Origin of the sequence: Brevibacillus sp. BC25 (genome assembly GCF_000282075.1) — a bacterium.
GTDB lineage: Bacteria > Bacillota > Bacilli > Brevibacillales > Brevibacillaceae > Brevibacillus.
On the sequence record NZ_AKIX01000039.1, the window covers coordinates 185,956 to 212,288 of the forward strand.

Consider the following 26,333-nt stretch of genomic DNA (forward strand, 5'->3'; position numbering starts at 1 on the left):
CCATTTTTTTCTATCTCTTCTCCAAACGCATCGGCAGTCCGCTTTTGGGACGCAAGGTGACCAACGGCTCGGGCTCCACTGCCTGATTCGGTTCAGCCAGGCGTAGTCGATATCGCTGTGCGATCGTCGCCAATAGCAAACCCGCCTCCATCAAAGCAAAGTTGTTCCCGATACAAACACGTGGCCCACCGCCAAACGGAAAATAAGCATAAGCTGGATTTCTTTTTAAGAGGTCGCTGTCAAAACGCTCTGGAATGAATTGTTCAGGCTGCTCATAATAGCGTGGGTTACGGTGCATGACATATTGGCTCATCATCAGTGTTTCGCCAGGCTTGTACGTGTGACCGCCGATCTCAACCTCTTCTACCACTTCCCGGTTAATCGTCCAGGCCGCAGGATAGAGCCTCAGTGTTTCCTGTACAATGAGATTCGTATACTTCAGCTGGGGAAGATCCTCGACTGTCGGCAGCTTTTCACATAGCACCGTTGACAGCTCGTCATGCAGCTTTTTCTCCACCTCGGGATGAGTAGCCAGCAAATAGAAAATCCATGACATGGTATTCGCAGTCGTCTCATGGCCAGCTACAAAAATGGTCATGACCTCGTCGCGCACCTGCTCGTCTGTCATTCCTTCCCCATCATCTTCATCACGTGCTGCCAAAAGCATCTCCAACAAGTCCTTGTGCTCTTCTCCTTCGCTATTACGACGAGCTTCGATCAAGGAATAGATTGTTTTGTCCAACAGCTCACTCGACTCCAGGAACTCCCGATTGCTTTTGGTAGGTACGGACAAAGGAATGTCGATAAAAGAGGAACCTTTATTTGCCACGTATTTCAAACCGACATCAATGGCATGTCCAATCTGATCGGCGCCTTCCTTGACGGTTTTGCCAAACATCGTCTCCGTAATGATCGCAAGAGTTACTTTCATCATGTCCGAGTGAATATCGCGCAGCTCCCCGGTTTTCCAATCCGACATGAGATCAACTGCTTGTCGGACCATCACATCTCCGTAGGTGGCGATACGATCTCGATGAAAAGCTGGCTGCATAAGCCGCCGTTGTCGCAAATGCTTTTTTCCTTCACTAGTAAGAATTCCATCTCCTACAACAGGTCGCGCAGCCTGTAGTCCTTTCCCTTTTCGAAAATGCGCCTGTTTGCTGACCAAAACCTCTTTGATGTGATCCGGATTCGTTAACAGGTAAACATGGCGGGAAGGACCGAAACGAAAATGGACGACTTCTCCATGCTCTTCTGCAGCGTCGCGGATGAACTGAAGCGGCGATCGGCGAAATGCCATCAAGTTCCCTGAGATCGGAAGACCTTTTGGGCCAGTGATCGTGATATTCATACGTCTCCTCCTTTTTACATGCAAAATCCTACCGATAGTATCCGGCACGATAAGGAGATTATGCGAAAAAAAGCCACCCGAACTTCGGATGGCTTAGAAAATCATTTTGATTATCGTGTAACAGGTTGATCTGAGCGCAACAGACGAGAAGCAATCAGTCGTTCGCGTACCTTGATGCCAATCAGAGAAGCCAGAACTGCTTTGACAACCCCTACAATGAGGAAAGGAGTTGTACCAAAAGCAATAGCTTTATCCCATGGAATGTCCATGACGTATTTGAGCTGTACAGTACCAAAAGCGAGTGCGACAAACATGCCAATGATATTGGCGATGATGGCGTTTTTCAGGTTGAATCTTGTTTTCTCCAAGTAGAGCCCGGTCACATAAGCGGTTGCAATGAACCCAAATATGTACCCGCCGGATTTGCCAACCAATATTTGCAATCCGCCTTTTGCCTCGCTGAATACAGGCAATCCAACTGCACCGAGCAAAACGTAAATAACCAAAGCCAGTGTCCCGTATCGTCTTCCCAAAATGGTCGCCGTCAGCCCTACTGCTAACGTCTGCGCGGTAATCGGAATCAACGGCAAGGGAATAGTCACCTGCGACAATACCGCTGTCATTGCGGCAAAGATGGCAGAGAGCAACAGCCATCTCAATCGTTCGTTTCTCATGCGTACTAGCCTCCGTTTTGTTAACTAAAGGTGTTATAAGGTTAACAAAATAATAATACGCATCTGCCCTTTTGTAAATCCCCGTTCTGTCCGCTTACCTTTTTGCTTGTTGATCCATGTATAACTGCAGCTTTTGAAGTGACTGAACCGTATGATCGATTAATTCGTTCAAGTCATCGATGTTGCCTTCATCAATTTTCCGATGAAAGTCCAGCGTCACCTGATTGGTTATTTGCTTCGGCGGCCAATCGATTCGATGCTCCTCTAGCTTAGCCGATACTTTCTGTGTAATATAAGGTCGCTGACCCCAGATGTCATTGAGAATCGATGTGATTTCTCTCGCTTCTGCGGGCATATCTCTGTAATTTTCCATCTGCATGAAAAAATGGATACAAATCGTACATCCGATATGATCTGTCAACGGCTGTTCTAGCTGCTCGGCTGCAATATCAGCTAACTGGGTACGAAGCTGCATCTCAGCACGGACAGCTACGGTATGATCATGTTGATCAGCCAGCTTGAACTCGATCTGAAACTGTCGATGGAACGTAGCCATATCCATGACATCCGAACGGTTCGTAATCGTGATTGCTCCTTCGAAGTCCCGGTCGTATACCGCACCTTCCAACACAACTCTGATATTGTCAAAAACAAGCGGATGAAACATCTCGCACCCTCCTTTTCCCACACAATCGGGCCCTTTCTATTTACAGTATATAGCATGCCTGCTTTCTACTTGTTTTGCAAGCAGACCCACTTCCCCATGGCGGCGCCTTCAGGAGAGTGGTACCATGAGAGTGATCCAACCTTTGAGGTGACAGCCATGTTTTTAATCGGAATTCTAATCGTTGTTGCAATCCTTGGTGAAATTATTCATCGCTTGAATCCATGGAAAAAGCCGGAACCAGCCTATGAGGATCTCGTCGCCCAAATAAAACAGACAGACTGGTACCAGGAGTTGTCTCGTGATCAGGCGTGTCGTTACGTTCTGGACAACGATCCGCATGTCCAAGCCTATTATGCGAGTACGTATGAAGCCAAACGTCTCCTTACACAGGAAGGCTTTCAATTGGGGCTGATTGATTACGTCAAGCAGGAAGCTGCGAAGCACGCCGATAAACCGCGCTGACATGCGAAAAAGCCGTTGTTATGGAACAGCGGCTTTTTCTTTGAATCAAAAAACAGGTATACCTCCCATGGCTCATGCCCTGTGGTACACCTGTTTTATCCAGTATTCATGTTCGACCTAGCGTTTTTGATGATAGTACTTGTAAGCGTCAAAGGATGCTTGCTCTTGGCAAGGTGCGCATTCTGTTGCATACGATTCAGCTTGTTCATGGATCATCTGACCGCAAGCAGCACAGCATTTTGCTTCGAGATTGCGAAAGAAAGTAGTGATCGGCGTCATGATTAAACCCCCCCGTGTGTTATTATCTGTATTGTATTACAACAGCATCTGTTTTATAAAAGTTTGTTATAATACATTACGCCGATTTATCTTTCTCTCTCGCTCAATCTCTCTTCATTGCTCCTTTTTTCGCTGTATTCATACATTTTTGTAAATTCCGCATCTGTTGTAACACAAGGGATTAAATCAGCAAATTGAACAAATACGGATCATGCGTAATCTCTACATAGCGGATACCATGCTGCTTCATCCGACTGACTAATGGCTGATAGTCATCTTGGCATTTCATTTCAATACCAACCAGCGCTGGACCATTTTCTTTGTTGTTCTTTTTCGTATACTCAAAGCGTGTGATATCATCGTGCGGCCCCAGTACTTTTTCCATAAACTCTCGCAAGGCTCCGGCACGCTGTGGGAAATTGATAACAAAATAGTGTTTCAAGCCCTCATGCAGCAGGGAGCGTTCCTTGATCTCTTGCATCCGGTCAATGTCGTTGTTTCCGCCACTGATGACACAAACTACGTTTTTCCCTGCGATTTGATCCCGGTAGTAATCGAGAGCGGCAATCGACAGGGCACCTGCAGGTTCTACGACGATGGCATTGCTGTTATACAACTCCAAAATGGTTGTGCACACCTTGCCTTCTGGCACCAGCACGATGTCATCCAGCAGCTCCTGACAAATACTCATCGTTAGCTGCCCCACTTGCTTGACGGCTGCACCATCGACAAACTTGTCAATTTCATCTAAGGTGACAACGTCGTGTTGTTCCAGAGCGGCTTGCATCGAAGCTGCTCCTGCCGGCTCCACACCAATGATCTGTGTGTTCGGGCTGATGCCTTTTACGTACGTTCCCACACCCGCTGCCAAACCACCTCCGCCGATACTCATAAAGACGAAATCAGCTGGTTCTTCCATGTCATTCATAATCTCCAGACCGACTGTTCCTTGTCCAGCTACCACCAATGGATCATCAAACGGGTGGACAAAGGTCCGATCTTCCTGAATGCAATACTTCATCGCCTCTGCGAATGAATCATCGAAGGTATCACCGATCAATACAACTTCTACATAGGGGCCGCCAAACAGCTTGACCTGCGATATTTTTTGACGTGGAGTGGTCGCTGGCATAAAGATCGTGCCCTTGATTTCCAAATGGTTACACGAATAGGCTACACCCTGCGCATGATTGCCCGCACTCGCACAGACGACACCACGCTCCCGCTCCATTGTGGAAAGATTCCGCATAAAATGATAAGCACCGCGGATTTTGAAGGAACGAACGACCTGCAAGTCTTCTCTTTTCAAATACACATTGCAGCCGTAGCGCTCAGACAGTACTTTATTTTTTTGTAATGGAGTCTTCTCCACCACGTCTTTCAATGCGTGATTGGCTACTACGATGTCTTCCACTCTAACCGTATGCATATATATGTTCCTCCTAAGTAACTTCTCTGTTGTTGTAGAGACCAGACCAAATCAAAAAGCCCCCGCCCCAAACCAGCTACGCACAATTGGCGCACGGCTGGCTGAGGCGAGGGCATCGCGGTACCACTCAGCTTCTCTGTCTTCCTCACGAAAAACAGACTTAGGAAGTTCACTATGAAACTCCCGTCCGATAACGAGGACGAATTCGTTGTCCTATACTCACTGGCTAAGCAAGCTGATTTTCCAGGACAATGCTCCAAGGTGATTTTCAAAACAGGCTGGCGGCCATTCTTTCAGCACGGGGAACGGCTCTCTGCACGCTGCTTACTGTTTCTACTCTTCCTTTTCAACGCTCATACATACGAACTATTCGAATTAGTTAAACATTCTACGCCGAAACCCACAAGTTGTCAATCTTCTTGTTATTTGGCAGGAAAGCAATGACAAAAAAACGGGTTCCCTTTCGAGCTTTTACACTCAAAACGGTACCCGTTTTTCTATTCGCTACATCCTATACTGCTTCGTAAATCGCTTCGTAACGCTTGCCGATTTCTTCATCAGTCAAACCAGCTTCACGCAGACGGCCAATCAGTGCATTCGCCCAAATCTCAGTGCGCTGTGCCATTTTTGCGTATTTTTTCGCTTCCTTCACTTTTCGTTTGGAGCGATCTTCACCGTTTGACTTGAGATTGTCGAGGATGAACAGCATGTGCATCGTATCTTCCTCGTTCAGCGTTTCCCAGCTATCGTTTAGAAACGCAGTTACCTTTTTGTAGTAGCCATCAAACTCGTCAAAAGAAATCTCAGTATCCATATTGAGATATTCTTTCATTTTTTCAAATAGATCTTGCATCTAGCGTCACAACTCCCTCATTATTCTCCGCACTATTTAATACGAGTTCAAAAAGTCGTCTTTTCAGCACCGAGAAAGTGGCGAGAACCTGAAGAAGGAGGAGCGGAGTGTAGGGGAACCTACATGAGCACCGGACTTCGAAGGTGAACGCCTCTTTCGACGTCGCATTAGCCCTCAGAACTACTTCGTGATCAAAAGACGACTTTTTGAACAACCTCTATTATAACAAAAACAAAGCTGGACAGGAAGTTGCCATTATCTGTGAGACCCTCTCGCAAGCATGCAACCTCTCTCGTAATGCTCTATAATAGGGAAATACTGAATTGCTTGAGGAGAACGGAACAGATGACAACGAATAAAAAAGAACAAGACGCCAGCATCCGTGTCGGCCAGCAAATGACGCTCACGATCAAGAGCTTGGGCATTAATGGCGAAGGGATCGGCTATTTTAAAAGAAAAATCGTTTTTGTAGAGGGTGCCCTCCCTGGAGAGGTCGTCCATGCAGAGGTAACCGAGGCAAGAGAAAAATACGCGACCGCGCGTCTTTTACGAGTCGTTGAAAAATCAGCATCTCGCACAAAGCCCCCCTGTCCGGTCTATGCGGAGTGTGGCGGATGCAGCTTGCAGCACATGGATTATGCGGCACAGCTCGCGAGCAAGCAGGAAATCGTCATCGAGTCACTGCGCAAGTACGCTCGACTGAATCAGCCACCAGTCTCCCCTACGATTGGTATGGATAACCCGTGGTCGTATCGAAATAAAGCACAGTTTCAGGTGGGCAAGGAAAAAGGCAAGCTCATCGCTGGACTGTATCAAACAGGCAGCCACAAGCTCGTCAACCTGGAAGGCTGTCAGGTACAGCATGAAGCGACAACGAAAATCGTCCAATCAGCGAAACAAATCATCGAGGAGCTCGGAATTCCGGTCTACGACGAGAAAAAACAGACGGGCGTCATCCGCACGATCGTAGCTCGTGTCGCTTTTGCTACGGGTGAAACGCAATTAACGCTTGTAACGGCTACTCCAGAAATCCCACGGGTGAAAGAGCTACTTTTGGAGCTCCGTACGAGACTGCCAGAGCTGGTAGGAATCGCACAAAATGTAAACACGCAAAAAACATCGCTTGTTTTCGGTGACAAGACAGTATCGTTGTGGGGTAAGGCCTCCATTGCTGAAAAGCTGGGTGAGCTGTCCTTCGATTTGTCGGCTCGTGCCTTCTTCCAATTGAACCCCGAGCAGACGCAAAAGCTATACAATCAGGTAAAAACGGCTGCTGGACTAACCGGAAAAGAACTCGTGCTCGATTTGTATTGTGGTACAGGGACGATCGGTTTGTGGCTCGCTCCTTATGCTCGTGAGGTTCGTGGAATCGAGCTGATTCCTGAGGCTGTCGAGGATGCCAATCGAAATGCAGAGCGTAACCAAGCGGCGAATGCCAGCTTTCACGTGGGTCGCGCCGAAGTCTTGATGCCAAAATGGGCCAAACAAGGGACTCGACCGGATGTCGTCGTAGTCGACCCTCCACGGACTGGGCTGGATGATGCGCTGATTCGTTCCTTGTTGGATGTGCAGCCGAAGAAGATTGTGTATGTGTCTTGTAATCCTTCTACGCTGGCGAAGGATGTTGGGAAGCTGATGCAGCGTTATGAGTTAAAGAGCGTGCAGCCGGTGGATATGTTCCCGCATACGGCGCATGTGGAGAGTGTAGCAGTATTAAATAGGAAATAAAGAGAAAAATCCTGAGTAATCAGGGTTTTTTATTTTGCGTGCGTTGGGAAACTAAAAATACTACGATCATATATTGACCATAAGTTTTTGAAGGTTTTTATAATCATTTGTAGAAATATGTAAAAAATTGAAGAATAGCATATAAGGTGGTGACCATTAGTGATTGCTACAAAAGTAAAAAATATTGATGAGGCAATTAACTGGTACATTGATAAAAGACCAGTATACTTAAATCTAGCCAAAAAAGTTGAATCTATTATTAGAGAAGTCTTGAATGCTAATGGAGCATCCTATTACGTAATTTCCAGTAGGGCAAAAGAAATTGAAAGTTTTTCTGAGAAGGCTAAAAAAGAAAAATATAGGGATCCAATTAACGAATTAAAAGACCTAGCAGGTATTAGGGTTATTACTTACGTTAAATCAGAAGTGGATACTTGTTGCCAAATAATCAAGCCTTTGTTTAATATTGATCAACAACATAGTGTAGATAAGGCAAAGGAACTTGGTGACGATAAAGTTGGCTATCGATCTATACATTATGTTGCTGAATTAACAGATGATCGGTTAAAACTACCTGAATATCGGATATTCAAGGGTATGTGTTTTGAGGTGCAGATTAGAACAATTCTTGAGCATGCCTGGGCTGATATTTCACATGATCGGAATTATAAATTTAAAGGAGTGTTACCGCCTGATAATGATATAGAGAGGCGGTTTTCTCTAGCAGCTGCTACGCTTGAATTAGTTGATAGAGAATTCAATGCTATAGCCAAGGAAATTGATACATATAAGGACTCAGTTATTAACAATACCTCTAAAGGAAATCTAGGCGAGATAGATATAAATAGTACTTCTCTTGAAGAATATTTAAAGATAAAATTTGCTAAATTTATTGAAGATACTAGTATAGAAGCCAGCTTTAAAGGCGGTGAAAAAGATATAATAAAAGAATTAAATTTGTATGGCCTAAAATCACTATCCGATATTGATGAAATTATAGGTAGTGATTTAGTTAAGTTTACTGTTTGTTCAGCGACATTCTTAGGGTTATTAAGAGATGCTATGGTTTTACATGATGCAAACAAATATTTTTCAAATGCATGGATAACTAAATGGGTACTTGACGACCAAACTTATAATTTCTATAAAAATAATAGAGTAAACATCGACGAGATGATTGAAAAATACAATATTAAGTTTGAGGAAGATGATCTAGATGAAGATGATCTAGATGACCATGATCTATATGTGGATGATCTAGATGAAGATCTATAAAATATTTACATCAAATTAACGGCGGTTGCTGATTGCATAGTGCATAGTTTGCTAAATAGAGCAAATGCCATTCCCAAGTTAAGGTTTGTACTCCCTGTCACCTCAACACATGTGGAGAGTGTGACGTTGCTTCAACTTAAATAAGCATCTGAATAAAATATAGGAAAGCACCCAAGCGTGTATGCTTTCGTGCTTTCCTATCAAACCAAACTATTATGAGGAAAAGTAGCCCTTTTTAAATAACTCGTACCATTGATTCAATTCCTCGCCTTCCAAAACGCCCAATCTCTCCAAAATATGTCTTGAAAACTCCAATGCACCGCTTCCATTCGCAGTGATGAGATTCTCGTCACGGATTGACTGACCCTCTACATAATGTTGATCTCCTCTGTAGTTCGGAGCTCCTTCCTTCAAATAAGCTAGGGTATTGCCTGTATGTCTATGATTGTCCAAAAATCCATGATTCCCTAAAAAAGTCGTAGCATCACAGATGGCAGCGACAGGAATATCCTTGCTCACACAATACTCTACCACTACTTTTGCTTGCTGATTCTTTTCTTCTCTCCATCCCGTTCCGCCAGGTATGATTAACATGACGATATCCAAATTCGGATTGAATTCGTTTACTGTATAATCCGGAAGGACCGTTAAACCACCCATTGAAACTTTAGGTTCCTGATCAATGGCAATTGTCTTTACTCGATATCCTGTTCCTGGCTTGTTTAGTTCGGAACTGACGTAACTTGCCTCCCAATCAGCAAAACCATCCGTAATAAAAATGAACACTTCCTTCAAAGTGATTCCCTCCCTGTAGCGTCATGTACAAATGAATTGTAAAACAACTTCACTGACAGTTATGGTCAGGAAAGAAAACGGAAATCACATGAACATCTTGAAGCGATCAAGATGGAAACAAAAAACGTAATACCATCACAACAATAATGCCTACAAGTACAGTTACCAATAAACTACGTGTTTTTATCGCAATGAAAAAGGTTGGTATGGCCGCTAAAAGTTCAACGTTATTCATAGAAAAAGAAATCTTATCACCATGCTTAAATATCTCTTGCGCTACTAAAGCAGCCATAACAGATATGGGGACATAGCTTAACCATCGTATTGCCCACTCTGGTAATTGAAAACGGCTCAGCACCATAAGAGGAAGGACTCTAGGGATGAATGTAACAATAGCTGTCCCTACAATGATCAAAAAAACATCCCATCTTACTTCCATTTTTCCATCACCATCCCTATCGTTGAAGCAAAAATTGTAGCAACAATAACTCCCATACTGGCAGAAAAAACTGAACTGGTTCCCACAGCAATAACAACTGCGATTATCGCAACAATCACATCACGTTTAATTTTCCTTCGACTTAACATCGAAAGTACCAGAAGCCCAATAAACATCGCTGTCAAAGCAAAATCCAAACCTAATTTTTCAGGATTTGAAATCCATTGTCCGAAGAATGCTCCGGCTATATTGGCTATACACCAGTTTAGATAAGCCGTTATATTTAGACCGTGCATCCATTTTTCACTAATGTAATTCTTTTTTGCAGCTTCGTTGATAGCAACACCAAACGACTCATCGGTAAGTAGAGACCCTACTAGCATGTTTCTAAGCGGAGAAAGATGCCGAAAATATGGTGCTAGGGCTGCACTAAGTAAAAGATGCCGAAGATTAACAAAGAAAATCGTAATAATAATGGTGGTAATCGAACTGCTTGCTGCCATCATTCCGGCAGCGATAAATTGGGCTGAGCCAGCATAAAGAATTAAACACATCAGGGCTATCTCAGCTATACTCAGACCCGCTGTCCTTTCGATAACACCAGCAGCGAATCCAATGCTTAAATAACCCAGTAACGTAGGGACACAATCCTTTACACCTTGGCGAAAAGTATCCTTATCTCTTGAATCTGCTACCGTTTCGATTTGGTCATTCGCTAAACCCATTTTATCCCTCCTTAGCCTGATTTACATTCAGGGAGTTATTGCCATAACTACTATGAAAAAGTGAAAGAAAATACGGTTCAAATTACTTGAACCGTTTTCCTGTAACCACATGGAACAGGTCAGGATGGTTAATCCAGACAGCTTCGGCTTTCTCGGGGCCAATTTCCTTAACTAATTGTGCAAACATAATGTCGTGCCTGATGTACTCCATTGCTACTAATACAAGTGCTGGGTCTTGTGTTTTTATAGCCCATGCAGCGGTATTTGGAGCGAAATTTGCTATTAATACTTCTTCGTTGTCTCGGGAGACAATGGTTAAACGACCACTCATACGTTCCTCTGCTACTTTAGGAGACATGTAATCATGATGAGTGGTTGCACCTATCTCGGTATCGGGTGCTCCAAACAAAATGGAAAATACAGGGATACCTTCTTTTACCCGCTTATCTGCATCCTGTTTAATAAATGAAACCTGTGGTTGCCAAATCGATAACCATAGTTCTTCTCTGGCTTTGTTTATCATGTCAACCATTTCAGTGATAACCAGTTCATCACTACTAATCCGTCGAACCACGTCTACTTGCTGTTCACTTTCTAAGGCAGATAGATTTTTTTCAAGATAATCAAATGATTGCTCAAAGGAATTACGCAATCGCGTGATTAATTCTTTAGCTGGCAAAGGAGAGTAGGTCAGCGGTTCAGAAGGTACCGTATAAACTGCTCCTTTATCTAACAATTTCCCTAATACTTCATAAATCATGGAACGAGGTACACCTGATCTTTTACTAATCTCATATCCAGTTATAGGAGACTGCTTTAAAAGCCCTATATATGCTTTGCATTCATATTGTGAAAATCCTAATTTCTGAAGTTCTTTATAAATTTCATCCAAAGAAAACCACCACCTTGAATACTTATCTTTAGTGATTATTGCAATAACCTCTAATTCTATGGTAGTTATTATAATAATCACTAATAATATAGTCAATCATTTTAAACGGGTACCCCTGATATCGAGACTCATGAGTCATGGATTTGATGGTTATAATCTTAAGGAAATACCCGTCAATGAAAGAAGTGATATACGATGGATTTAAAAATGGTCATGCAAGAGCTTGAAGCTCTCGGCAAGGAACGAACCAAGAAAATTTATCTATCCAATGGCGCTCACGAACCACTTTTTGGCGTGGCTACAGGCGCTATGAAGCCAATGGCGAGAAAAATCAAGATCAATCAACCCTTGGCTGAACAGCTTTACGCTACCGGGAACTACGACGCCATGTACTTTGCCGGAGTGATCGCAGATCCAAAAGCAATGACCAAGCCGGATTTTGATCGGTGGATGGATTCAGCTTATTTTTATATGCTGTCCGATTATGTGGTTGCAGTAACCTTATCTGAAGCAGATATTGCCCAAGAAGTTGCTGATCACTGGATCATAAGCGGCGAAGAGCTCAGAATGTCTGCGGGCTGGAGCTGTTACTGCTGGCTTTTGGGTAATCGCCCAGATCGTGAATTTACCGAAAGCAAAATTGCCAATATGCTTGAAACTGTGAAAAATACGATTCACGATTCTCCCGATCGAACGAAATATGCTATGAATAATTTCATTTACACCGTGGGGACTTCCTATTTGCCACTCCACGATAAGGCGGTCGAAATCGCAAAAGCAGTAGGGCCTGTAGAAGTCCAAAAAGACAAAGCAAAAAGCAAGTTCCTAAATGCTTTCGATAATATTCAAAAGGCAGTAAGTAAAGATCAACTTGGCTTCAAACGGAAACATGTGAGGTGTTAATCCCCCGTTGGTTTCTCGTGAGGAAATAGTATGGACACGGAGTAGCCCTTTAGAGGCTGCTCCGTTTAAAGGCGATACTGGTCGTGTAGAGAACACGCGAGATCAAACTCCTACTGGAGACCGATGTCAAAATACATCGACTGCGGGATGTAACTACTCCCACTTGGTATATTATGGTATTTAAGTTTCAAGAATAAGATCCGAGGAGATGTAATCCGTGAAGACGTTAATCGAATTCAAAAAAGTATCGAAAGAATACAAAATCGGAGAAGTGCCAATCAAGGCGCTTAATGGTGTTGATTTTTCCATCGCAGAAGGAGAATTCGTCGTTATTTTGGGTGCCAGTGGTGCTGGTAAAAGTACGATTTTGAATTTGCTAGGCGGAATGGATACGGCTACCTCAGGTCAAGTATTTGTTGGCGATCAAGAAATCACCCGGTTCAACGAAAAAAAATTAACGCAATACCGCGGTGAGAAAGTTGGTTTTGTCTTTCAATTCTATAACTTAATTCCGAATTTAAACGCTCTCGAAAATGTTGAGTTTGCCACGGAAGTATGTAAAAACCATCTGGATGCGAAAGAGATTTTACATAAAGTTGGATTACAAAATCGTATGAAAAACTTCCCTTCTCAGCTCTCTGGTGGCGAACAACAAAGAGTTGCAATCGCGAGAGCTGTTGCCAAAAATCCTTTGCTTTTACTATGTGACGAACCAACCGGAGCATTGGATTATGTGACAGGTAAGTCCGTCTTAAAGCTTCTCCAGGATTTGAACAAAGAAACGAAAAAGTGCATCGTATTGGTCACACATAATTCCGCCATTGCTCCTATGGCTGACAAAATTATTAAGGTGAAAAGCGGAATGATTGAAAGCGTTACCATTAATCGTGAAAAGCACAGTGTGGAAGGGATTGAGTGGTGAAGATGAAATTATTTTTAAAATTAGTAAGGGATATCAAACAATCGATCGGGCAATTTATCGCCTTTGTTTTGGTTATCGCAGTAGGAGCCTTTTTCTATGGGGGGCTAGTCACTTATAGCAATAATCTTAGTGCTTATACAGAAGGTTATTTTCAAGAACATAACTTAAGCGACCTGCATGTATTTTACAATCAAATTTCCATAAATGATGTCGCTATTTTAAGTGAAATAGAAGGCATTAAAAAAGTGGAAGGACGCTATACCTTTGATGCCACACAAGCCTTTGAAGGTGATAAAGCTTCTTTGAAAATTCATTCCATCCCTGTCAAAAACGAAATAAACACGATTGCTATAATTGAGGGCAGAATCCCGTCAAAAAAGAATGAGATATTATTAGATTCTCGATATGCAAAAGAACATCTTTTTCAAGTCGGCGATGAAATCAGTATTAACGCGAATGAAAGGAATTTTACGTTTACCATTAGCGGCTTGGGTGAGAATGTCGAACATGCAAAAAAGAATGAAATACAAGACCATAAAACCTACGGAGTCGCTTATATTGCCGAAGAGACAATCCCTGAAATCTTAGGTGGTCTTTCCTATAATGAAATCATGATCGATGCTACAGAAGGTTACGATATTGATAAATTGGGTCAATCCATTGAAGGACAATCCAAACACCTTTCTTATGTAAACCAAGTAAGTAAAGAACGGACTTTCAGCTATTCGAAAATAAATGAAACGATCCAGAATAACAAATTGATGAGTATGGTTATCCCTTTCGTTCTCTTTTTGATTGTAGCCATTATCCTGTTTCTTACCATGTCGAGAATGATTGACTCTCAAAGAAACCAAGTAGGTATTATGAAGGCTTTAGGTGTCAAAAACAGAAACATCATGCTTCATTACATGGGATACCCTGTGCTGGCAGGTATCATAGGCTCAATCATCGGTTGTGTTATTGCCTCTCTCGTATTTGTTCCATTCGTAACTGCATCGAGTGCAAGAGCCTACTCTCTGCCTGGCATTACATACTCCCTTTCTTTTTATTCTTTCATTCCTCCCATTATTTTCTCCAGTGCTTTTGGAATCCTAGCATGTTACTTAAGTGGTAGAACCCTATTAAAAGAACGTGCGGCTCAGGCTATGCGTCCTAAACCGCCAAAGAAGATGAAAACGCTATTGATAGAAAGAATTCCGGGAATTTGGAGTCATATTTCCTATAGCTACAAGCTCATTTTGAGAAATATTTTCCTCAATAAACAAAAAGCTTTAGCGAGCTCAATTGGCGTTGTTGTAAGCACGGTCTTATTAATCACTGCTTTTGGTACTCAATCTGCCTTGCAAAAAGTAGCTAGCCAAATTGAAGATGTCTATACGTATGATTTACGAGTAGATTATTCGATGGAAACATCTACTGATACGGTAAAGCTCCCCTCCGGTATGAAAAATCATTATTATTTATCCACCTTTCCTGTTGAATTCATAAACGGTGATGAAAAAGATAATGCCACTCTCGTAGTTACTGAAAAAGAAAACACTCTCATCCATTTCTTTGACAAAAATGAAAACCGGATCACTTTAGGTCATAATGGTGTGCTGGTACCAAAATCCTATGCCGACAAATATCATATTTCAGCAGGAGATATCATCCAAATAACGTTCCAAGCACCAGAGCTTAAAAATAAATCTGTTGAAATGAAGGTTTTACATATTTCTACGCAGTATTCGAATCCTTCGTTTTATATCACTCCAGACTATATAAAGAGCTTTGGCATAGACTACAGCCCAACCTCGCTTTTCGTTCAAGCAAATAGCTCTGTAGATCTTACTAGCGTTCGTAACTTCTTTGAACAAGATCCTCATGTAGAAACCATTTCAGATAGAGATGATCTAAAGAAAACCGCTGAATATATTTTGAAACAAAACAATTTTGTATTTATCATGTTTATTGTTTGCGCCGTCATCCTCTCTTTTGGCGCGATATACACAATCTCTTCCATCAACATTTATGAAAGGAATCGCGAGCTTGCAACACTTAAGGTATTAGGCTATCAAAAACATAAAATAAACAGACTTATCTTTTTTGAAAACATGATACTCACTACATTTGCGATCCTTGTAGCTCTGCCGATAAGCGGTTACGTTTATTCCATGATTGTCAAGGCACTGTCTAGTACCCATCAGCAGATCCCGGATCAATTAACTATTCCTATCCTATTGGTTTCTATTATTCTTGCCTACTTGCTTACGATTCTGTCCAATCTACTGCTACGGAGAAAAGTAACCAACATCAATATGATTGAATCATTAAAAGGAGTAGATTAAAACGATCGACTCTATGTTAAGAGACGAGCTGTGTGATTTATTCAAAAATATGGATTCATCTGTTTTAATTCCCTTTTATTTCTATTATATTATACATATCACCAATATTTTACATTTACCAACAAAGAACAAGAGGAGGATTCATATGATTAACAAAAAAGCCATGAGCGCAATGTTCCTAGCTACAATGGTAGCAACAGGAGTAGTGAGTTATACAGTACCTACAGCAGCAGAAGCAAAGATAAGTGAATCTACAAGTCATTTAAACCTTTATCCAGCGGGAGTATTTCCTTACACACCAACACCAGCGGAAGAAGCGCAATGGGGTTACCGATGGGCCTTTTTGGATAAAGAACAGACTCTTAGAAAGTACGTTTATAAAGAACATGCATTGATGCAATACAATCAATATGGACCCGACTCTGATTGGAAAGGCTCAAACAAAGGAGTGTTTGCGTACAAACCAACGCCAGAGGAAGATGCACAATGGGGCTATCGTTGGGCGTTTATCGATAAAGAAGGCAAGGTTCGAAAGTTTGTAAAGAAAGAGAATGCTGATCTGATTTATAAGCAGATTTTTGGTTGAGTAATAGAAAATCTTTCACTTTGGGTGATAGGCAAAAGGATGGAGCCGTCTCTGACGCTCTGTCCTTTCTCGTTTCATACACCGTAGAATAGGCCATCATCCGTTTCCATCCTATACCTGTCTTCATACGATAAACAAAAACAGGGAGGAAACGAGGAATGCCAAAAAAAGTCTCACTTTGTGAGCAGTTCTCCAGAATTATCAGGGGGCAATTTGGCTTTGCTGGCGGAAAATGCGTTTCGACCATCAATCGAAATCAAATAAAAGCGATCATTTTGGGGAAAAGATTTCGCGTAACGTCTTCTTTTTCATTTGAATCCTTGAATCCAAAAACGGGTAAGGCCCTTTGTTTAGGGAGAGCTGCGTTCTTGCAGAAAGAAGTCAATCCGTTCATTACAGCCATTCGGAATCAAGGCATCAAAGTCTCGTCTGTCCGTAATGAATGGTTATTCGATCGTCCCCGCTTGATATATGTAAATATTGAAGCAGTTGATAAACCTCTTGCTTTCGCAAGGAAAGTAAGGCGAGCATTAGATGCCATTCCTTCATGAGAATAGAAAGAAACGATTCCTCTCTGTCACCGCAGGGAGGTTTTTTCGTCTCTAGAACATCACAACTCGATCAGCTATAATGAAACACAACCAAAAATAGGAATTTCAGTGAAAATCAGTACGTACTCATACCTCTTACTAGGAAGGATTGATTCTCTTGAATACACAGATCATCGATATAGGCGTAAACCTGATGCACCGCTCCTTTCACCAAGATCGCGATGAGGTCGTTGCCAGAGCAGAGAAACAAGGAATTTATCCATTAATTTTGACAGGGACAAGCTTGAGAAACAGTATGGATGCCTCACGATATGCGAGTCGCTCCAAAGGAAAGCTGTACACTACGGCAGGGATTCATCCTCACGATGCAAAAAGCTGTGATGAATCGACGATCATGAAATTAAGAGAACTGGCATCTCTTCCCCATGTGGTAGCGATTGGAGAATGCGGGTTGGATTATAACCGTGACTTCTCCCCGCGTGATATTCAAAGAAAATGGTTCATCGAACAAATTTCCCTGGCCACAGAACTTCAACTGCCGTTGTTTTTACATGAACGCGATGCTCACCTTGATTTTGTCTCGATCCTTAAAGAGCATCGTCAAAGTATCACTCGTGCGGTTGTACACTGCTTTACCGGAACCTCCAAGGAACTGGAAACCTATTTAGAAATGGACTTTCATATCGGGATTACGGGATGGATTTGTGATGAACGACGTGGGAAGCATCTTCGGGAGCTTGTCAAAAAGATTCCCTTGAATCGTTTGATGGTTGAAACGGACGCGCCATTTTTAACCCCTCGTGATTTGAAAGAAAAGCCTGTGGATGGTCGGAATGAGCCCATGTATTTGAGACATATACTGCACGCAGTCGCGCAATGTATGGGGTTGAGCCCTGAGGAAGTGGCCAGCGCAACTACCAAGACTGCGAAAGAATTTTTTAATGTATAGGTAGTTTTCGCATGAGGGACTCGTGCCCTCTTTTTCATTTTGTGACAAGACAATGAATATAGAGCATTTCACAAAAACGTCGTTTTGCGATTGTTAAAAATATATTTAAATTACAAATAATGGATGAAAATAAAAGAAAGGTGGCTTGTTTATGCTTAAAAAAAGTATGGCTTCAAGTCTAGGTCTCTTCTTAGTTGTCCTGATGGATCAGGTATAATCAACAGATTCCAGCGGGCTGGGTTGTTACCGATCGCTTTAACACGCGAATTCAAATCACATTTATGGGCTAAATACCGCTACTAGAGTGGGACGCAACTAATCTGCGTCCCGCTTTTACGAGAGGTGATCCAAGTGGCTACCATCCTAATTGTCGAGGATGAGATTCCAATCAATGATATAGTAGAGCGAAGACACCTGACTGATTATCCGGGGTGTCTCATTTTTTTTCATGAAAGTGAAAGATTGTCAGCAGCTACTCCGTCTATACAGTGATAAGGAGGTGGAACACAGTGGATGATCATTTTGGCGCACGAATCGAGCAATGGTTTCTCACATACAGCCAAGATGTATATCGATTTCTCGTTTATTATACGGGACGAACAGACATCGACGATCTGGTTCAAGAGACCTTTATTCGTGCCCTCAAAGCTATGCAGGGAACAGAGGTTGAGAATCCAAAAACGTGGCTGTTTGCCATAGCACGAAACGTAGCAATCGATGAAAGACGCAAGACAAAGCTAATCAGCTGGTTGCCGGATATCTTCTTACAGCACCTCGTGTCTCACGACAAAACACCGGAAGAGTCGCTGATGTTAAGTGAAAACAAGCGTCTGCTCTATGAAATGATCAATCAGTTAAAGTCTTCTTATCGGGACGTGTTGATACTCAGAGGAATCAAGGGATTATCGAGCAAGGAGACTGCGGAGGTTTTGGGATGGACGGAAGCCAAGGTCAATCTTACTTTGCATAGAGCAATAAAAGCGATTCAAAACAAAATGCATGTTTCGATTGCGGAGGTGATGAACGATGCCATCACGTGATGAGCAGATCATTCTGGAAGAATTGAATCAATTCCCCGAGCAAATCCTTTCCCGAGAACGAAACCAAGCAATATTAAAGGGTGTGCGAGAAGAAGGAGGTAGACTTCTAAAAGTGAACAAGCGAAGAATGTTCTATGGATGGATGGCAAAAGGGCTGATCACCTGCGGCCTGTTGTTCGGTTTTTTCTGGATGAAACCATTTTCTGCACCAGCAGAATCAACGAGCAGTGCAGCAGCCTTGTCTCCTGAAGAACAAACGTATTTTGCTGCTGCTCAAAAAGCCGTACAAGATGCGAGTGGCATTCAGAAGACCTTCCCATTTAGAGAGATTGAGAAAGACGCAGACTCCTATAGTGTACAAGCAAAGGATCAAGAATCCAGAGAAGCTATCGTAACTTTTAAGCCTGGTACCACAGAGGTTCTTACCGTCTTCGCGAAGTTTGCGATCAACGAATTACCGAAGCCCTATCATAAATATGTAGAGACTGCACGAGAAGCATTTAAGGATACGAAACAACAGGTTACCTTCCAAAGTACCGGTTTTTTCAAAAGTGAGAATCAGGCATATTTTTCCTTTTGGACAGAACACAAACAGTACGTCAGAGTCGATTTCCCAACAAATAAAGTGTCTGGTTTCACATTGAATTACAACCTAGAAGACGTCGACCAAAAGATCATCTCCATCGCGCAAACAGCCTTGATGCGTTTATCCAATGAAAAAAATCTTTCCTTTACCCAAGCCCAAAAACGCTCAGACGAAAGTGAAGATAAATGGTTGCTCATGAATAAACAAAAGAAATATGAGGTAATGATCGGAGCAAATACAGGTCAAGTGTATGAAGTGAGCCATGTAACAGATAACTATAAAATCAAAGCATTAAATGAAGTCATTCCCGTAACCAAGCCACTTATTAAAGACATTTTCGGCATAGATATCTCTGGGTATACGGCTTACGGCGGCCGGGACTGGGGCGGCTATATTTTGAGAAGTCCGGGGAAACCAAGTTTCTCCATACAGCTTGGTAATTTGGATGTTGGTGATATTAATCGAATTGAAATCGAATAGGCAAAGACAACGTGACTGACTTGGTTCGGTCATTGCCGAGTAGCAACGGGTTCTATATTACGTATATGGAACCCGTTTTCCTTCTCCATCGTACTTTTGTTAGTCGATCGTCAGCTTCATTTTCAGCCCCTCATGCGTCGCTTTAAATCCTAATCGTTCATAAAAGCGCAACGCATCTTCGCGTTGTTTATCTGTCGTTAGTTGAAACAGATGGCAGCCTCGATCTTTCGCCCGTTGTATGGCCCATTCGATTAACTTGCTCCCAACTCCTTGCCCCCTTTCCGTAGATGCAGTCCGAACCCCCTCAACCGTCGCTCTCCAGCTACCTTGATGTGTCAGATAAGGAGTAAACGTAATCTGAAGCACACCAATAATTTCCTCATCACGGCACGCCAAAATCAATTCATTATTAGGGTCTGCATCAATGGATTCAAACGCTTTTATGTAGCTTTCTGGTAGCGGAGTTTCGTAACGCTCTCTCGTCTTACCTAATTCATCATCCGCAAGCATTTGAACAATTCTATTCAGGTCTTTTGCTGTTGCGACTCGAAAATGGATCATCGTTTGCCTCCAATCGAAGGGGTGGGGAATTCGTATATTTTTACTTGCACGTATTTCTTCTATTCGGATTCAGAATAAGCGCGTCATCTTCCAGCTCAAACAACTTATCCAATAGCGCATCCATGCCATGCTCCAATTTATATTCCATCTCTTCTTTATACAAAGGAATTAAGAAATAGGCATGAATCTTGTTTCCGTCCTTGGTGGGAATGACACTGATCTCCTCGGATAGCTGAAACAAAACGACTCCATTTAAACCCGTACCATCCGCATATGGTTCATATTCCTGATAATTCGGTATCGTATGTCCGTATCCCAACCATGTATTGTACTGATGAGGAAACCGTGCCAGCTGCTTCATTAGTCTGATTGGCCAGTAGTTATTTTCATCCTGTAGCGACTCTTGTGTCAGCTCCCAGGAAGCCGGCAAAAATATCATCAGTTCTGCTCGCTCGATATTCTCTTCCATCTGCTCCTGTATTTCATCCGGGATCGTCATCGGTAAGTCACTCATCCCATTCGTATACAGAACCCAAAATGGTTCTTCTTCTGTAGGGCTCATCACATTCACATCGATATGGATCGTATCGGAAATAATTTCGTGAAAAACACTGCTCTCTCTTCCCGCAAATGCTGTTTCAAAGTGGTTCCCGATTTCTTCTACATATTCCATAGGAGCTGGGGGTTCATAAGTTGCCTGCTGGTCATATGTGTAAATTGTAGTGCCGTCCTTTGCCTTTTCTCCGTTGTTCGTGCCACCGAATAGCTTTTTGAAAAAGTTCATCGCAGATCCTCACCTTCTTATCATTCAGACGCTTGGTCCTCTCTCTCTTTGTATCGGCATAAGATACATCCAAGTTTTACCTCATCTTTGTATTTCTTACAAGAGAATTTCGAATCAACTTGCACAAAAAGAGGGGGGTATTTGACGCATAAGGAGAGAGTTGTTGGAGAATTCTTACTCTGTATAGACGCTTCTGTTGTCATTGTTTCTCGCTGCGTGTCCGGTTTTTTTATCGTAAGCAAACAACCAGGCTGCCAGTAGAAGCGCTAGCAAGACCAATGCAAATCCTGCCAAGCCTAGATTGTCTATAGAGGAACTGCTGATCATCAATCCCCCAATTCCTGAGCCAATAGCAAAGCCGAATTGGAGAAACGAAGTATTGACGCTTAAAGCAATATCCGGTGACTGGGGCACCAAGGTAACCAAATATAACTGCTGTGCCGGGGAGGTCATCCATGTGGCAGCCATCCACATCATGATCAACGGGGTGACAACATAGATCAAGCCGTCTGACCAGGTCAGCAACAGTAGCGTTCCAGCTTGGAGCGACAGTCCGGCATAGATTGTGAACTTGGACCCTTTCGTATCCGCTGCGACGCCTCCGATTTTGGAGCCGGCAAAACTGCAAATCCCTGAAAGCAGCAAAATGCCGGAAAGGGCCGCCGCAGACAGTTCGGCATTCGATTGCAAGAAGGGTGATATATACGTAAACAGTGCAGAGTATCCTCCTATATAGAAAAGCGTAATGAGAACCGCAAGCACAATCTTTTTATCCTTCAAAATTGAAAGCTGCATTCCGAGCGTAATGGCTCTCTTCTCCGTAATGGAAGGGACTCTGAGGAAAACCGCAAGCAGCGGAATTACCGTCAGCGACCCAACGATGACGAATAAGGTTCTCCACCCAAGCGTTTCGCTTAATAACGTGCCTACAGGTACGCCTAAAACAAGCGAACTGCTTAACCCTATCAGAATAGTGCCGATTGCACGACCTCGATTACGCTCTTCAACCAAACGCGTTGCGACAGCCATTGCAATCACCGTGGCAGCCCCTCCGCTGAGCCCCTGGATTATTCGAGTCATTAGCATCATCTCAAACGAAGGACTAAAATAGACCAGGATGCTGCTTAAAATAAAAATGCCGAGCATCATAAGCAGTATTTTTCTTCGGTCCACCCGGATGGTTGTAGCGATCACGACGGGGGAGCCAATTGCTGCGGCAAGGGCGAACGCTGTGACGAGCGTCCCCGCTGCGGATGTCGTAATCCCAAGATCTGCTGCTACTATGTGAAGAATTCCGCTTATTATATATTCAATCGTCCCAATTAGAAACACCGCCAGTGCAAGCGAATAAACGACCCATTTATTGTTCATGAACGTTCCTCATTATCTTCAATTGGAATTTGGATTTCGATGAGATTAACACCCGGATTTCCAGGTAGTGGAACATAGAATTCTCTACCGGGCTGGTCGCCCCTTATGTGAAAGCCTTGCTGCTCAATCCATTCAGCAAGGTTTAAGCATGCCGTCTCTGAAAATCCTGAATCCGAACGGAATAACATCGTGGCCATCGTCACCGAGGGCAGGGAACGGAAATGAAGATGTTCGGGCAGCCTAAGGGCTTCCGATTTCACGACATAACCGGCCTCAAGCTCAAACTCATGGGCCGAGCTGCCGGATACGTTCCATAACACCGTTCGCGGGCCGGATAAGGCAGATCGGATTCGGCTATCAAGCAGGCCATCGAAGATATCGAAAAGATTTGGGATATCGTCAACCGTGCCCGTGGAAGCGTAAGTAACCATGTGCATGAATTCAACGTGCTTCACAACGATTTCTTGTTCTTTATCCATCTTTCCCTCACACTCCACAAGCTGCATTCGTTCTTTTATCCGGGAAAGCTTGGAGAGTTCGATATTTAGATTGCGCTCGATCTCACTCTCTTTGAGCTTCAGCATACCGCGAATCTGTTCAGCTGATATATCTTCATGAAATAGCTTCGAGATTTGCTGCAACGTGAATCCCAATTCCTTAAAAATCACAATTCGATTGATCTTCAGCAGTTGTTCCGCAGAGTAGTACCGATAACCGCTCGATTCGTCGGTCTTGGCTGGTTTTAAGAGTCCGATTTGATCGTAGTAACGTAGAGTTTGCAGCGGAATACGGCTCAGCTTGGAGAATTCGCTGATTTTAAACAATGTTTTCACCTTCTCTTCTGATTTTGTCGTTTAGATTCTACACTCTCCAGTTGAGTGTAAAGTCAAGAGCATTATTTCTCGTAGGAACAGGCGTTTCTAGCAAATCGACGTCATCTTGCGAGAAAATCAAAAACCAAGTAAACTTTATTTCACTTACTGGGGGTATGAAAATTATGGAAATCGCTTTTCAAAAAAATCCGCCACTTACAGCAGAACAAGTTCTGAATATCTAGAGGAGCTCGTCGGCTTTTTGCGTGCCATGACTGATCATACATTTGATTGTTATATAAACGACTTGGCGGTACATACAAATTACCAGAAGCTTGGGATCGGAAAGCACTTACTCAACCACCTTACTGAGCTTTTAGGCGATGGCGTTCTCGTATTCCTTATATCCTCGCAAGACGCGACAAGCTTCTATACAAAAATCAATTTCACAGATGAATTCGAGAAAGTTGGGCAGCCAATGTGCATGATTACAGGATGAACATCAAGCTAGCATTGATAACCAAAAAGGAGTTTCCTTATGAACACGAGAATCCCGGAAAGCGTTAGACCTTTATTACACGACTATACGCAACGACTCATGGCAGAACTGCCTGATGTCATCTATGGTGTGTATTTGTATGGTTCGATTGCTCTGTCAGGCTTCGAGGAAGATAAGAGCGATATTGATTTTGTTACACTCTTGCATAGAGGGTTAACGAATGCCGAAAGAGAAACGCTCAAGAACATTCATCATGCTCTCCAAAACGACAACTCACTCGCTAAAAGAATGGACGGCATGTATATCAAGCTGGATGACATCGGAAAAACCAATCCCTCCTTGGAGCCTTATCCTTACGTTGACAGTGGGACATTCAAATCATCCGGTCACTATGATATCAATCATGTGACGTGGTGGATCCTCAAGAAACAAGGCATTGCCGTTATGGGGAAAAGTGTTGAAGAATTACACATCCCTACCCAGTGGTTTGATGTCGGGGAAACGATGAAATACAATATACATGATTATTGGTCGCCGAAAGGAAAAAGCATGGTGAAATTCATGCTCGATGAGTGGGTAGAATTCGCCGTTTTCACCTTATGCCGAATCTATTACGCTCTCACCCATGAGAGCATTATTCCGAAGAGAAAAGCCGTAGAACAAGCCCTGCAAGAACTTCCCAGTGAATGGCATCTTTTACTGAAAGAATCCTTGCGAATACGCTACCAATCAAACGAACCATCTTTATTTTCGAACAGAATCAAGCGGGCAAAGGAAACCCAGAGATTTATACGCTATATTTGCGAGCTGTCACCTAGTACGATGGAATAACAGCAAAATCGTCTATACGAGGAGGTATTTTTATGGATGGTTCAGTATTTTCAGCAAGGAACAAACCCGTACATCCTCCCACTTTTACAACTTTGCAAGAATACGTATTGTACAGTAACGACACCAGCTTCTGGATGCCTTACATTGCTGACATTCTGAAACGTCATGACCTGTTCGAAGCAGATCAAGAGCTGGTGGCCGGGATTGGCGGGACGTATCCTACCTTTCTATACGGCGATGTCGTAGTCAAACTATTCGGATACTTACAACCATGGCGTAAGAGCCATTCTGTTGAACGTGCTGCACAGACCTTGCTCGCCAACGACCCGGAAATTGCTGCACCCAGACTGCTTGCCAAAGGGTACCTATTCGATGATGCCAACCATCCATGGCCATACTTGATTACCACACGCATGTCTGGCGTCTCCTGGCAAAATGCCAAGCTACCTTGCGAACAACAGCTCTTTGTCGCTGCCGACTTGGGAAAACAAATGGCGAGAGTCCATGCGCTACCTCCAATCGGGATCGCTACACACGCAGATTGGGCGGACATGGATGTGATTGCTGCTGCAAAAAAGAGCTCGTTGCCGCCGCATTTGATCTCCCAAATTGACGACTATCTTGCGAGACTTGGTCCGCTTGATCCTGTCGTCGTCCACGGTGACTTGATGTTCCGTCATGTATTTGTGGAGAATGGCCGTCTCAGCGGGATTATCGATTGGGGCGATATGATGGTGACAGATCGACATTATGAGTTCGCCAAGCTGCACTTGGATTTGTTCGATTGTGACAAGACCTTGCTGAAATTATTTCTCGAGGCAAGCAATTGGCCGCTAACCACCGATTTTGCCCACAAAGCGATGGCGCAAGCCCTCTATCGTCAAGCACACGGGCTTACGCAGCACTATGCCATGGACGTTTTCTACATGCTTCCTGATCGTTTGCCTTTGCAAGATATCCGCACACTCGAGGAACTCGCAAACGAGCTATTCGCTATTTAATCTTGGATGACACTGGAGGAGATAATGGCTCATCCCAAGACTCCACCTTGGACCAAAGAAAGCGTACAGCGAGCCGAAGCTCTACGGCAAAGCCGCTTTGCGTAAAGAAGGAGATTTATTTATGAAGATCATGGAGCATTTGCACCTTGAGCATTTTAGACAAATGGAACAACTCGAGCTTCAATATTATGATGCTGAATTTATTACACCGTACCAAGAGAGCTACAATTGGTATTTGTTTCGTCCCGATTCGGTTGTTGCGATCGAAGAGAATGGGCGCATCATTGCTTTTATGAACCTGCTTCCCGTCAAGCCGCATATCTACCTGCAAATTGCGCAAGGGACGTTTAAAGACAGCCTGATGACGACTGCGGATATCGAAGATTTAACTACTTCTCCCGAGCAAGTCTATTATTTTCTGTCCTGTGTCGTTGTCGATCAATCTTATCGGAAAAGCCCTGCCTTGCGCATGATGCTGCATCATTATCTCGATGTGCTGGCTCATGTTGAGCAGAGTGGCTGCCGCATCCAATCGATCATCATGGATAATATCACGGAAGC

29 protein-coding genes and 1 other annotated feature are annotated in these 26,333 nt (G+C 43.2%); of the genes, 15 read left to right on the forward strand and 14 right to left on the reverse strand.

Features of this window, described 5'->3' with window-relative positions; translation table 11 throughout:
* Positions 1–10: 10 nt before the first annotated feature.
* The 3 genes from PMI05_RS11895 to PMI05_RS11905 form a co-directional block, all read right to left on the reverse strand.
* On the reverse strand, positions 11–1,351 hold the full coding sequence (locus PMI05_RS11895) for a cytochrome P450 (RefSeq protein WP_007721566.1): 1,341 nt from the start codon (positions 1,349–1,351) through the stop codon (positions 11–13).
* Positions 1,352–1,461: 110 nt separating this feature from the next.
* On the reverse strand, positions 1,462–2,025 hold the full coding sequence (locus PMI05_RS11900) for a biotin transporter BioY (RefSeq protein ID WP_007721567.1): 564 nt from the start codon (positions 2,023–2,025) through the stop codon (positions 1,462–1,464).
* A 94-nt stretch (positions 2,026–2,119) separates the two neighbouring features.
* Entirely contained in the window at positions 2,120–2,692 is a 573-nt protein-coding gene (locus tag PMI05_RS11905) for a hypothetical protein (RefSeq protein ID WP_007721570.1), read from the reverse strand.
* Positions 2,693–2,788: 96 nt separating this feature from the next.
* Between PMI05_RS11905 and PMI05_RS11910 the strand changes: the two genes are divergently transcribed.
* Positions 2,789–3,154, forward strand: a complete 366-nt coding sequence (locus PMI05_RS11910) for a hypothetical protein (RefSeq protein ID WP_238543286.1) — start codon at positions 2,789–2,791, stop codon at positions 3,152–3,154.
* A 117-nt stretch (positions 3,155–3,271) separates the two neighbouring features.
* Here the strand turns inward: PMI05_RS11910 and yhfH are convergent, their stop codons facing one another.
* The 3 genes from yhfH to PMI05_RS11925 all read right to left on the reverse strand — a co-directional run bounded on the left by yhfH (position 3,272) and on the right by PMI05_RS11925 (position 5,715).
* The gene (yhfH, locus tag PMI05_RS29990) at positions 3,272–3,433 is read right to left on the reverse strand and encodes a protein YhfH (protein WP_007721579.1); all 162 of its coding nucleotides are present in this window, start codon (positions 3,431–3,433) and stop codon (positions 3,272–3,274) included.
* 181 nt (positions 3,434–3,614) lie between these two features.
* Entirely contained in the window at positions 3,615–4,862 is a 1,248-nt protein-coding gene (gene ilvA, locus PMI05_RS11915; RefSeq protein ID WP_007721582.1) for a threonine ammonia-lyase IlvA, read from the reverse strand.
* Positions 4,863–4,961: 99 nt separating this feature from the next.
* Positions 4,962–5,221 (reverse strand) — a binding site (T-box leader).
* A gap of 152 nt (positions 5,222–5,373) precedes the next feature.
* A complete protein-coding gene (locus PMI05_RS11925) occupies positions 5,374–5,715 on the reverse strand; it encodes a hypothetical protein (RefSeq protein WP_007721585.1) in 342 nt (113 codons plus the stop codon).
* Positions 5,716–6,060: 345 nt separating this feature from the next.
* Between PMI05_RS11925 and rlmD the strand changes: the two genes are divergently transcribed.
* Both rlmD and PMI05_RS11935 read left to right on the forward strand, forming a co-directional pair.
* On the forward strand, positions 6,061–7,443 hold the full coding sequence (gene rlmD, locus PMI05_RS11930; RefSeq protein ID WP_007721587.1) for a 23S rRNA (uracil(1939)-C(5))-methyltransferase RlmD: 1,383 nt from the start codon (positions 6,061–6,063) through the stop codon (positions 7,441–7,443).
* 159 nt (positions 7,444–7,602) lie between these two features.
* A complete protein-coding gene (locus PMI05_RS11935; protein ID WP_007721589.1) occupies positions 7,603–8,718 on the forward strand; it encodes a GTP pyrophosphokinase family protein in 1,116 nt (371 codons plus the stop codon).
* A 213-nt stretch (positions 8,719–8,931) separates the two neighbouring features.
* Here the strand turns inward: PMI05_RS11935 and PMI05_RS11940 are convergent, their stop codons facing one another.
* The 4 genes from PMI05_RS11940 to PMI05_RS11955 all read right to left on the reverse strand — a co-directional run bounded on the left by PMI05_RS11940 (position 8,932) and on the right by PMI05_RS11955 (position 11,569).
* The gene (locus PMI05_RS11940) at positions 8,932–9,513 is read right to left on the reverse strand and encodes a type 1 glutamine amidotransferase family protein (protein WP_007721591.1); all 582 of its coding nucleotides are present in this window, start codon (positions 9,511–9,513) and stop codon (positions 8,932–8,934) included.
* A gap of 106 nt (positions 9,514–9,619) precedes the next feature.
* A complete protein-coding gene (locus tag PMI05_RS11945; protein WP_007721594.1) occupies positions 9,620–9,952 on the reverse strand; it encodes an AzlD domain-containing protein in 333 nt (110 codons plus the stop codon).
* Positions 9,943–10,677 (reverse strand): AzlC family ABC transporter permease, encoded by a 735-nt coding sequence (locus tag PMI05_RS11950; protein ID WP_007721596.1) that lies wholly within the window; start codon positions 10,675–10,677, stop codon positions 9,943–9,945. Before PMI05_RS11950 ends, PMI05_RS11945 begins: the two co-directional genes overlap by 10 nt.
* Positions 10,678–10,759: 82 nt before the next feature.
* Positions 10,760–11,569, reverse strand: a complete 810-nt coding sequence (locus PMI05_RS11955; protein WP_007721598.1) for a TrmB family transcriptional regulator — start codon at positions 11,567–11,569, stop codon at positions 10,760–10,762.
* A 195-nt stretch (positions 11,570–11,764) separates the two neighbouring features.
* On the opposite strand from PMI05_RS11955, the gene PMI05_RS11960 reads away from it, so the two are divergent.
* From PMI05_RS11960 to PMI05_RS11995, 8 genes are all read left to right on the forward strand, one after another.
* Positions 11,765–12,472 carry a DNA alkylation repair protein gene (locus tag PMI05_RS11960; protein ID WP_039960633.1) on the forward strand — a complete coding sequence of 236 codons (708 nt, stop codon included), beginning with the start codon at positions 11,765–11,767 and terminating at the stop codon, positions 12,470–12,472.
* Positions 12,473–12,689: 217 nt separating this feature from the next.
* Positions 12,690–13,394, forward strand: coding sequence for an ABC transporter ATP-binding protein (locus tag PMI05_RS11965; RefSeq protein ID WP_007721603.1), 705 nt, complete (start codon positions 12,690–12,692; stop codon positions 13,392–13,394).
* 2 nt (positions 13,395–13,396) lie between these two features.
* Positions 13,397–15,721 carry an ABC transporter permease gene (locus PMI05_RS11970; RefSeq protein ID WP_007721605.1) on the forward strand — a complete coding sequence of 775 codons (2,325 nt, stop codon included), beginning with the start codon at positions 13,397–13,399 and terminating at the stop codon, positions 15,719–15,721.
* A 145-nt stretch (positions 15,722–15,866) separates the two neighbouring features.
* The gene (locus PMI05_RS11975) at positions 15,867–16,307 is read left to right on the forward strand and encodes a hypothetical protein (RefSeq protein ID WP_007721607.1); all 441 of its coding nucleotides are present in this window, start codon (positions 15,867–15,869) and stop codon (positions 16,305–16,307) included.
* A gap of 158 nt (positions 16,308–16,465) precedes the next feature.
* Positions 16,466–16,858 (forward strand): DUF1259 domain-containing protein, encoded by a 393-nt coding sequence (locus tag PMI05_RS11980; protein WP_007721609.1) that lies wholly within the window; start codon positions 16,466–16,468, stop codon positions 16,856–16,858.
* 148 nt (positions 16,859–17,006) lie between these two features.
* Positions 17,007–17,807 (forward strand): TatD family hydrolase, encoded by an 801-nt coding sequence (locus PMI05_RS11985; RefSeq protein ID WP_039960635.1) that lies wholly within the window; start codon positions 17,007–17,009, stop codon positions 17,805–17,807.
* A gap of 509 nt (positions 17,808–18,316) precedes the next feature.
* Complete coding sequence (locus PMI05_RS11990) at positions 18,317–18,847, forward strand: RNA polymerase sigma factor (RefSeq protein ID WP_007721613.1); 531 nt, start codon at positions 18,317–18,319, stop codon at positions 18,845–18,847.
* Positions 18,834–19,913 (forward strand): hypothetical protein, encoded by a 1,080-nt coding sequence (locus PMI05_RS11995; protein WP_007721616.1) that lies wholly within the window; start codon positions 18,834–18,836, stop codon positions 19,911–19,913. Before PMI05_RS11990 ends, PMI05_RS11995 begins: the two co-directional genes overlap by 14 nt.
* Before the next feature lie 99 nt (positions 19,914–20,012).
* Here the strand turns inward: PMI05_RS11995 and PMI05_RS12000 are convergent, their stop codons facing one another.
* The 4 genes from PMI05_RS12000 to PMI05_RS12015 form a co-directional block, all read right to left on the reverse strand.
* Positions 20,013–20,474, reverse strand: coding sequence for a GNAT family N-acetyltransferase (locus PMI05_RS12000; protein ID WP_007721618.1), 462 nt, complete (start codon positions 20,472–20,474; stop codon positions 20,013–20,015).
* Positions 20,475–20,514: 40 nt separating this feature from the next.
* Positions 20,515–21,258, reverse strand: a complete 744-nt coding sequence (locus PMI05_RS12005) for a suppressor of fused domain protein (protein ID WP_007721620.1) — start codon at positions 21,256–21,258, stop codon at positions 20,515–20,517.
* A gap of 174 nt (positions 21,259–21,432) precedes the next feature.
* Complete coding sequence (locus tag PMI05_RS12010; protein WP_007721622.1) at positions 21,433–22,629, reverse strand: MFS transporter; 1,197 nt, start codon at positions 22,627–22,629, stop codon at positions 21,433–21,435.
* Positions 22,626–23,453, reverse strand: a complete 828-nt coding sequence (locus PMI05_RS12015) for a MerR family transcriptional regulator (RefSeq protein WP_007721623.1) — start codon at positions 23,451–23,453, stop codon at positions 22,626–22,628. Before PMI05_RS12015 ends, PMI05_RS12010 begins: the two co-directional genes overlap by 4 nt.
* Positions 23,454–23,568: 115 nt before the next feature.
* Here PMI05_RS12015 and PMI05_RS31785 point away from each other — a divergent pair, with 115 nt between their 5' ends.
* From PMI05_RS31785 to PMI05_RS12035, 4 genes are all read left to right on the forward strand, one after another.
* Positions 23,569–23,940 carry a GNAT family N-acetyltransferase gene (locus PMI05_RS31785; protein WP_157230882.1) on the forward strand — a complete coding sequence of 124 codons (372 nt, stop codon included), beginning with the start codon at positions 23,569–23,571 and terminating at the stop codon, positions 23,938–23,940.
* A gap of 39 nt (positions 23,941–23,979) precedes the next feature.
* Positions 23,980–24,771, forward strand: coding sequence for a nucleotidyltransferase domain-containing protein (locus tag PMI05_RS12025; protein ID WP_007721626.1), 792 nt, complete (start codon positions 23,980–23,982; stop codon positions 24,769–24,771).
* Positions 24,772–24,803: 32 nt separating this feature from the next.
* Complete coding sequence (locus PMI05_RS12030; protein WP_007721627.1) at positions 24,804–25,772, forward strand: phosphotransferase family protein; 969 nt, start codon at positions 24,804–24,806, stop codon at positions 25,770–25,772.
* Between the two features lie 121 nt (positions 25,773–25,893).
* A partial coding sequence (locus tag PMI05_RS12035; RefSeq protein WP_007721628.1) for a GNAT family N-acetyltransferase occupies positions 25,894–26,333 on the forward strand: 440 nt, incomplete at its 3' end.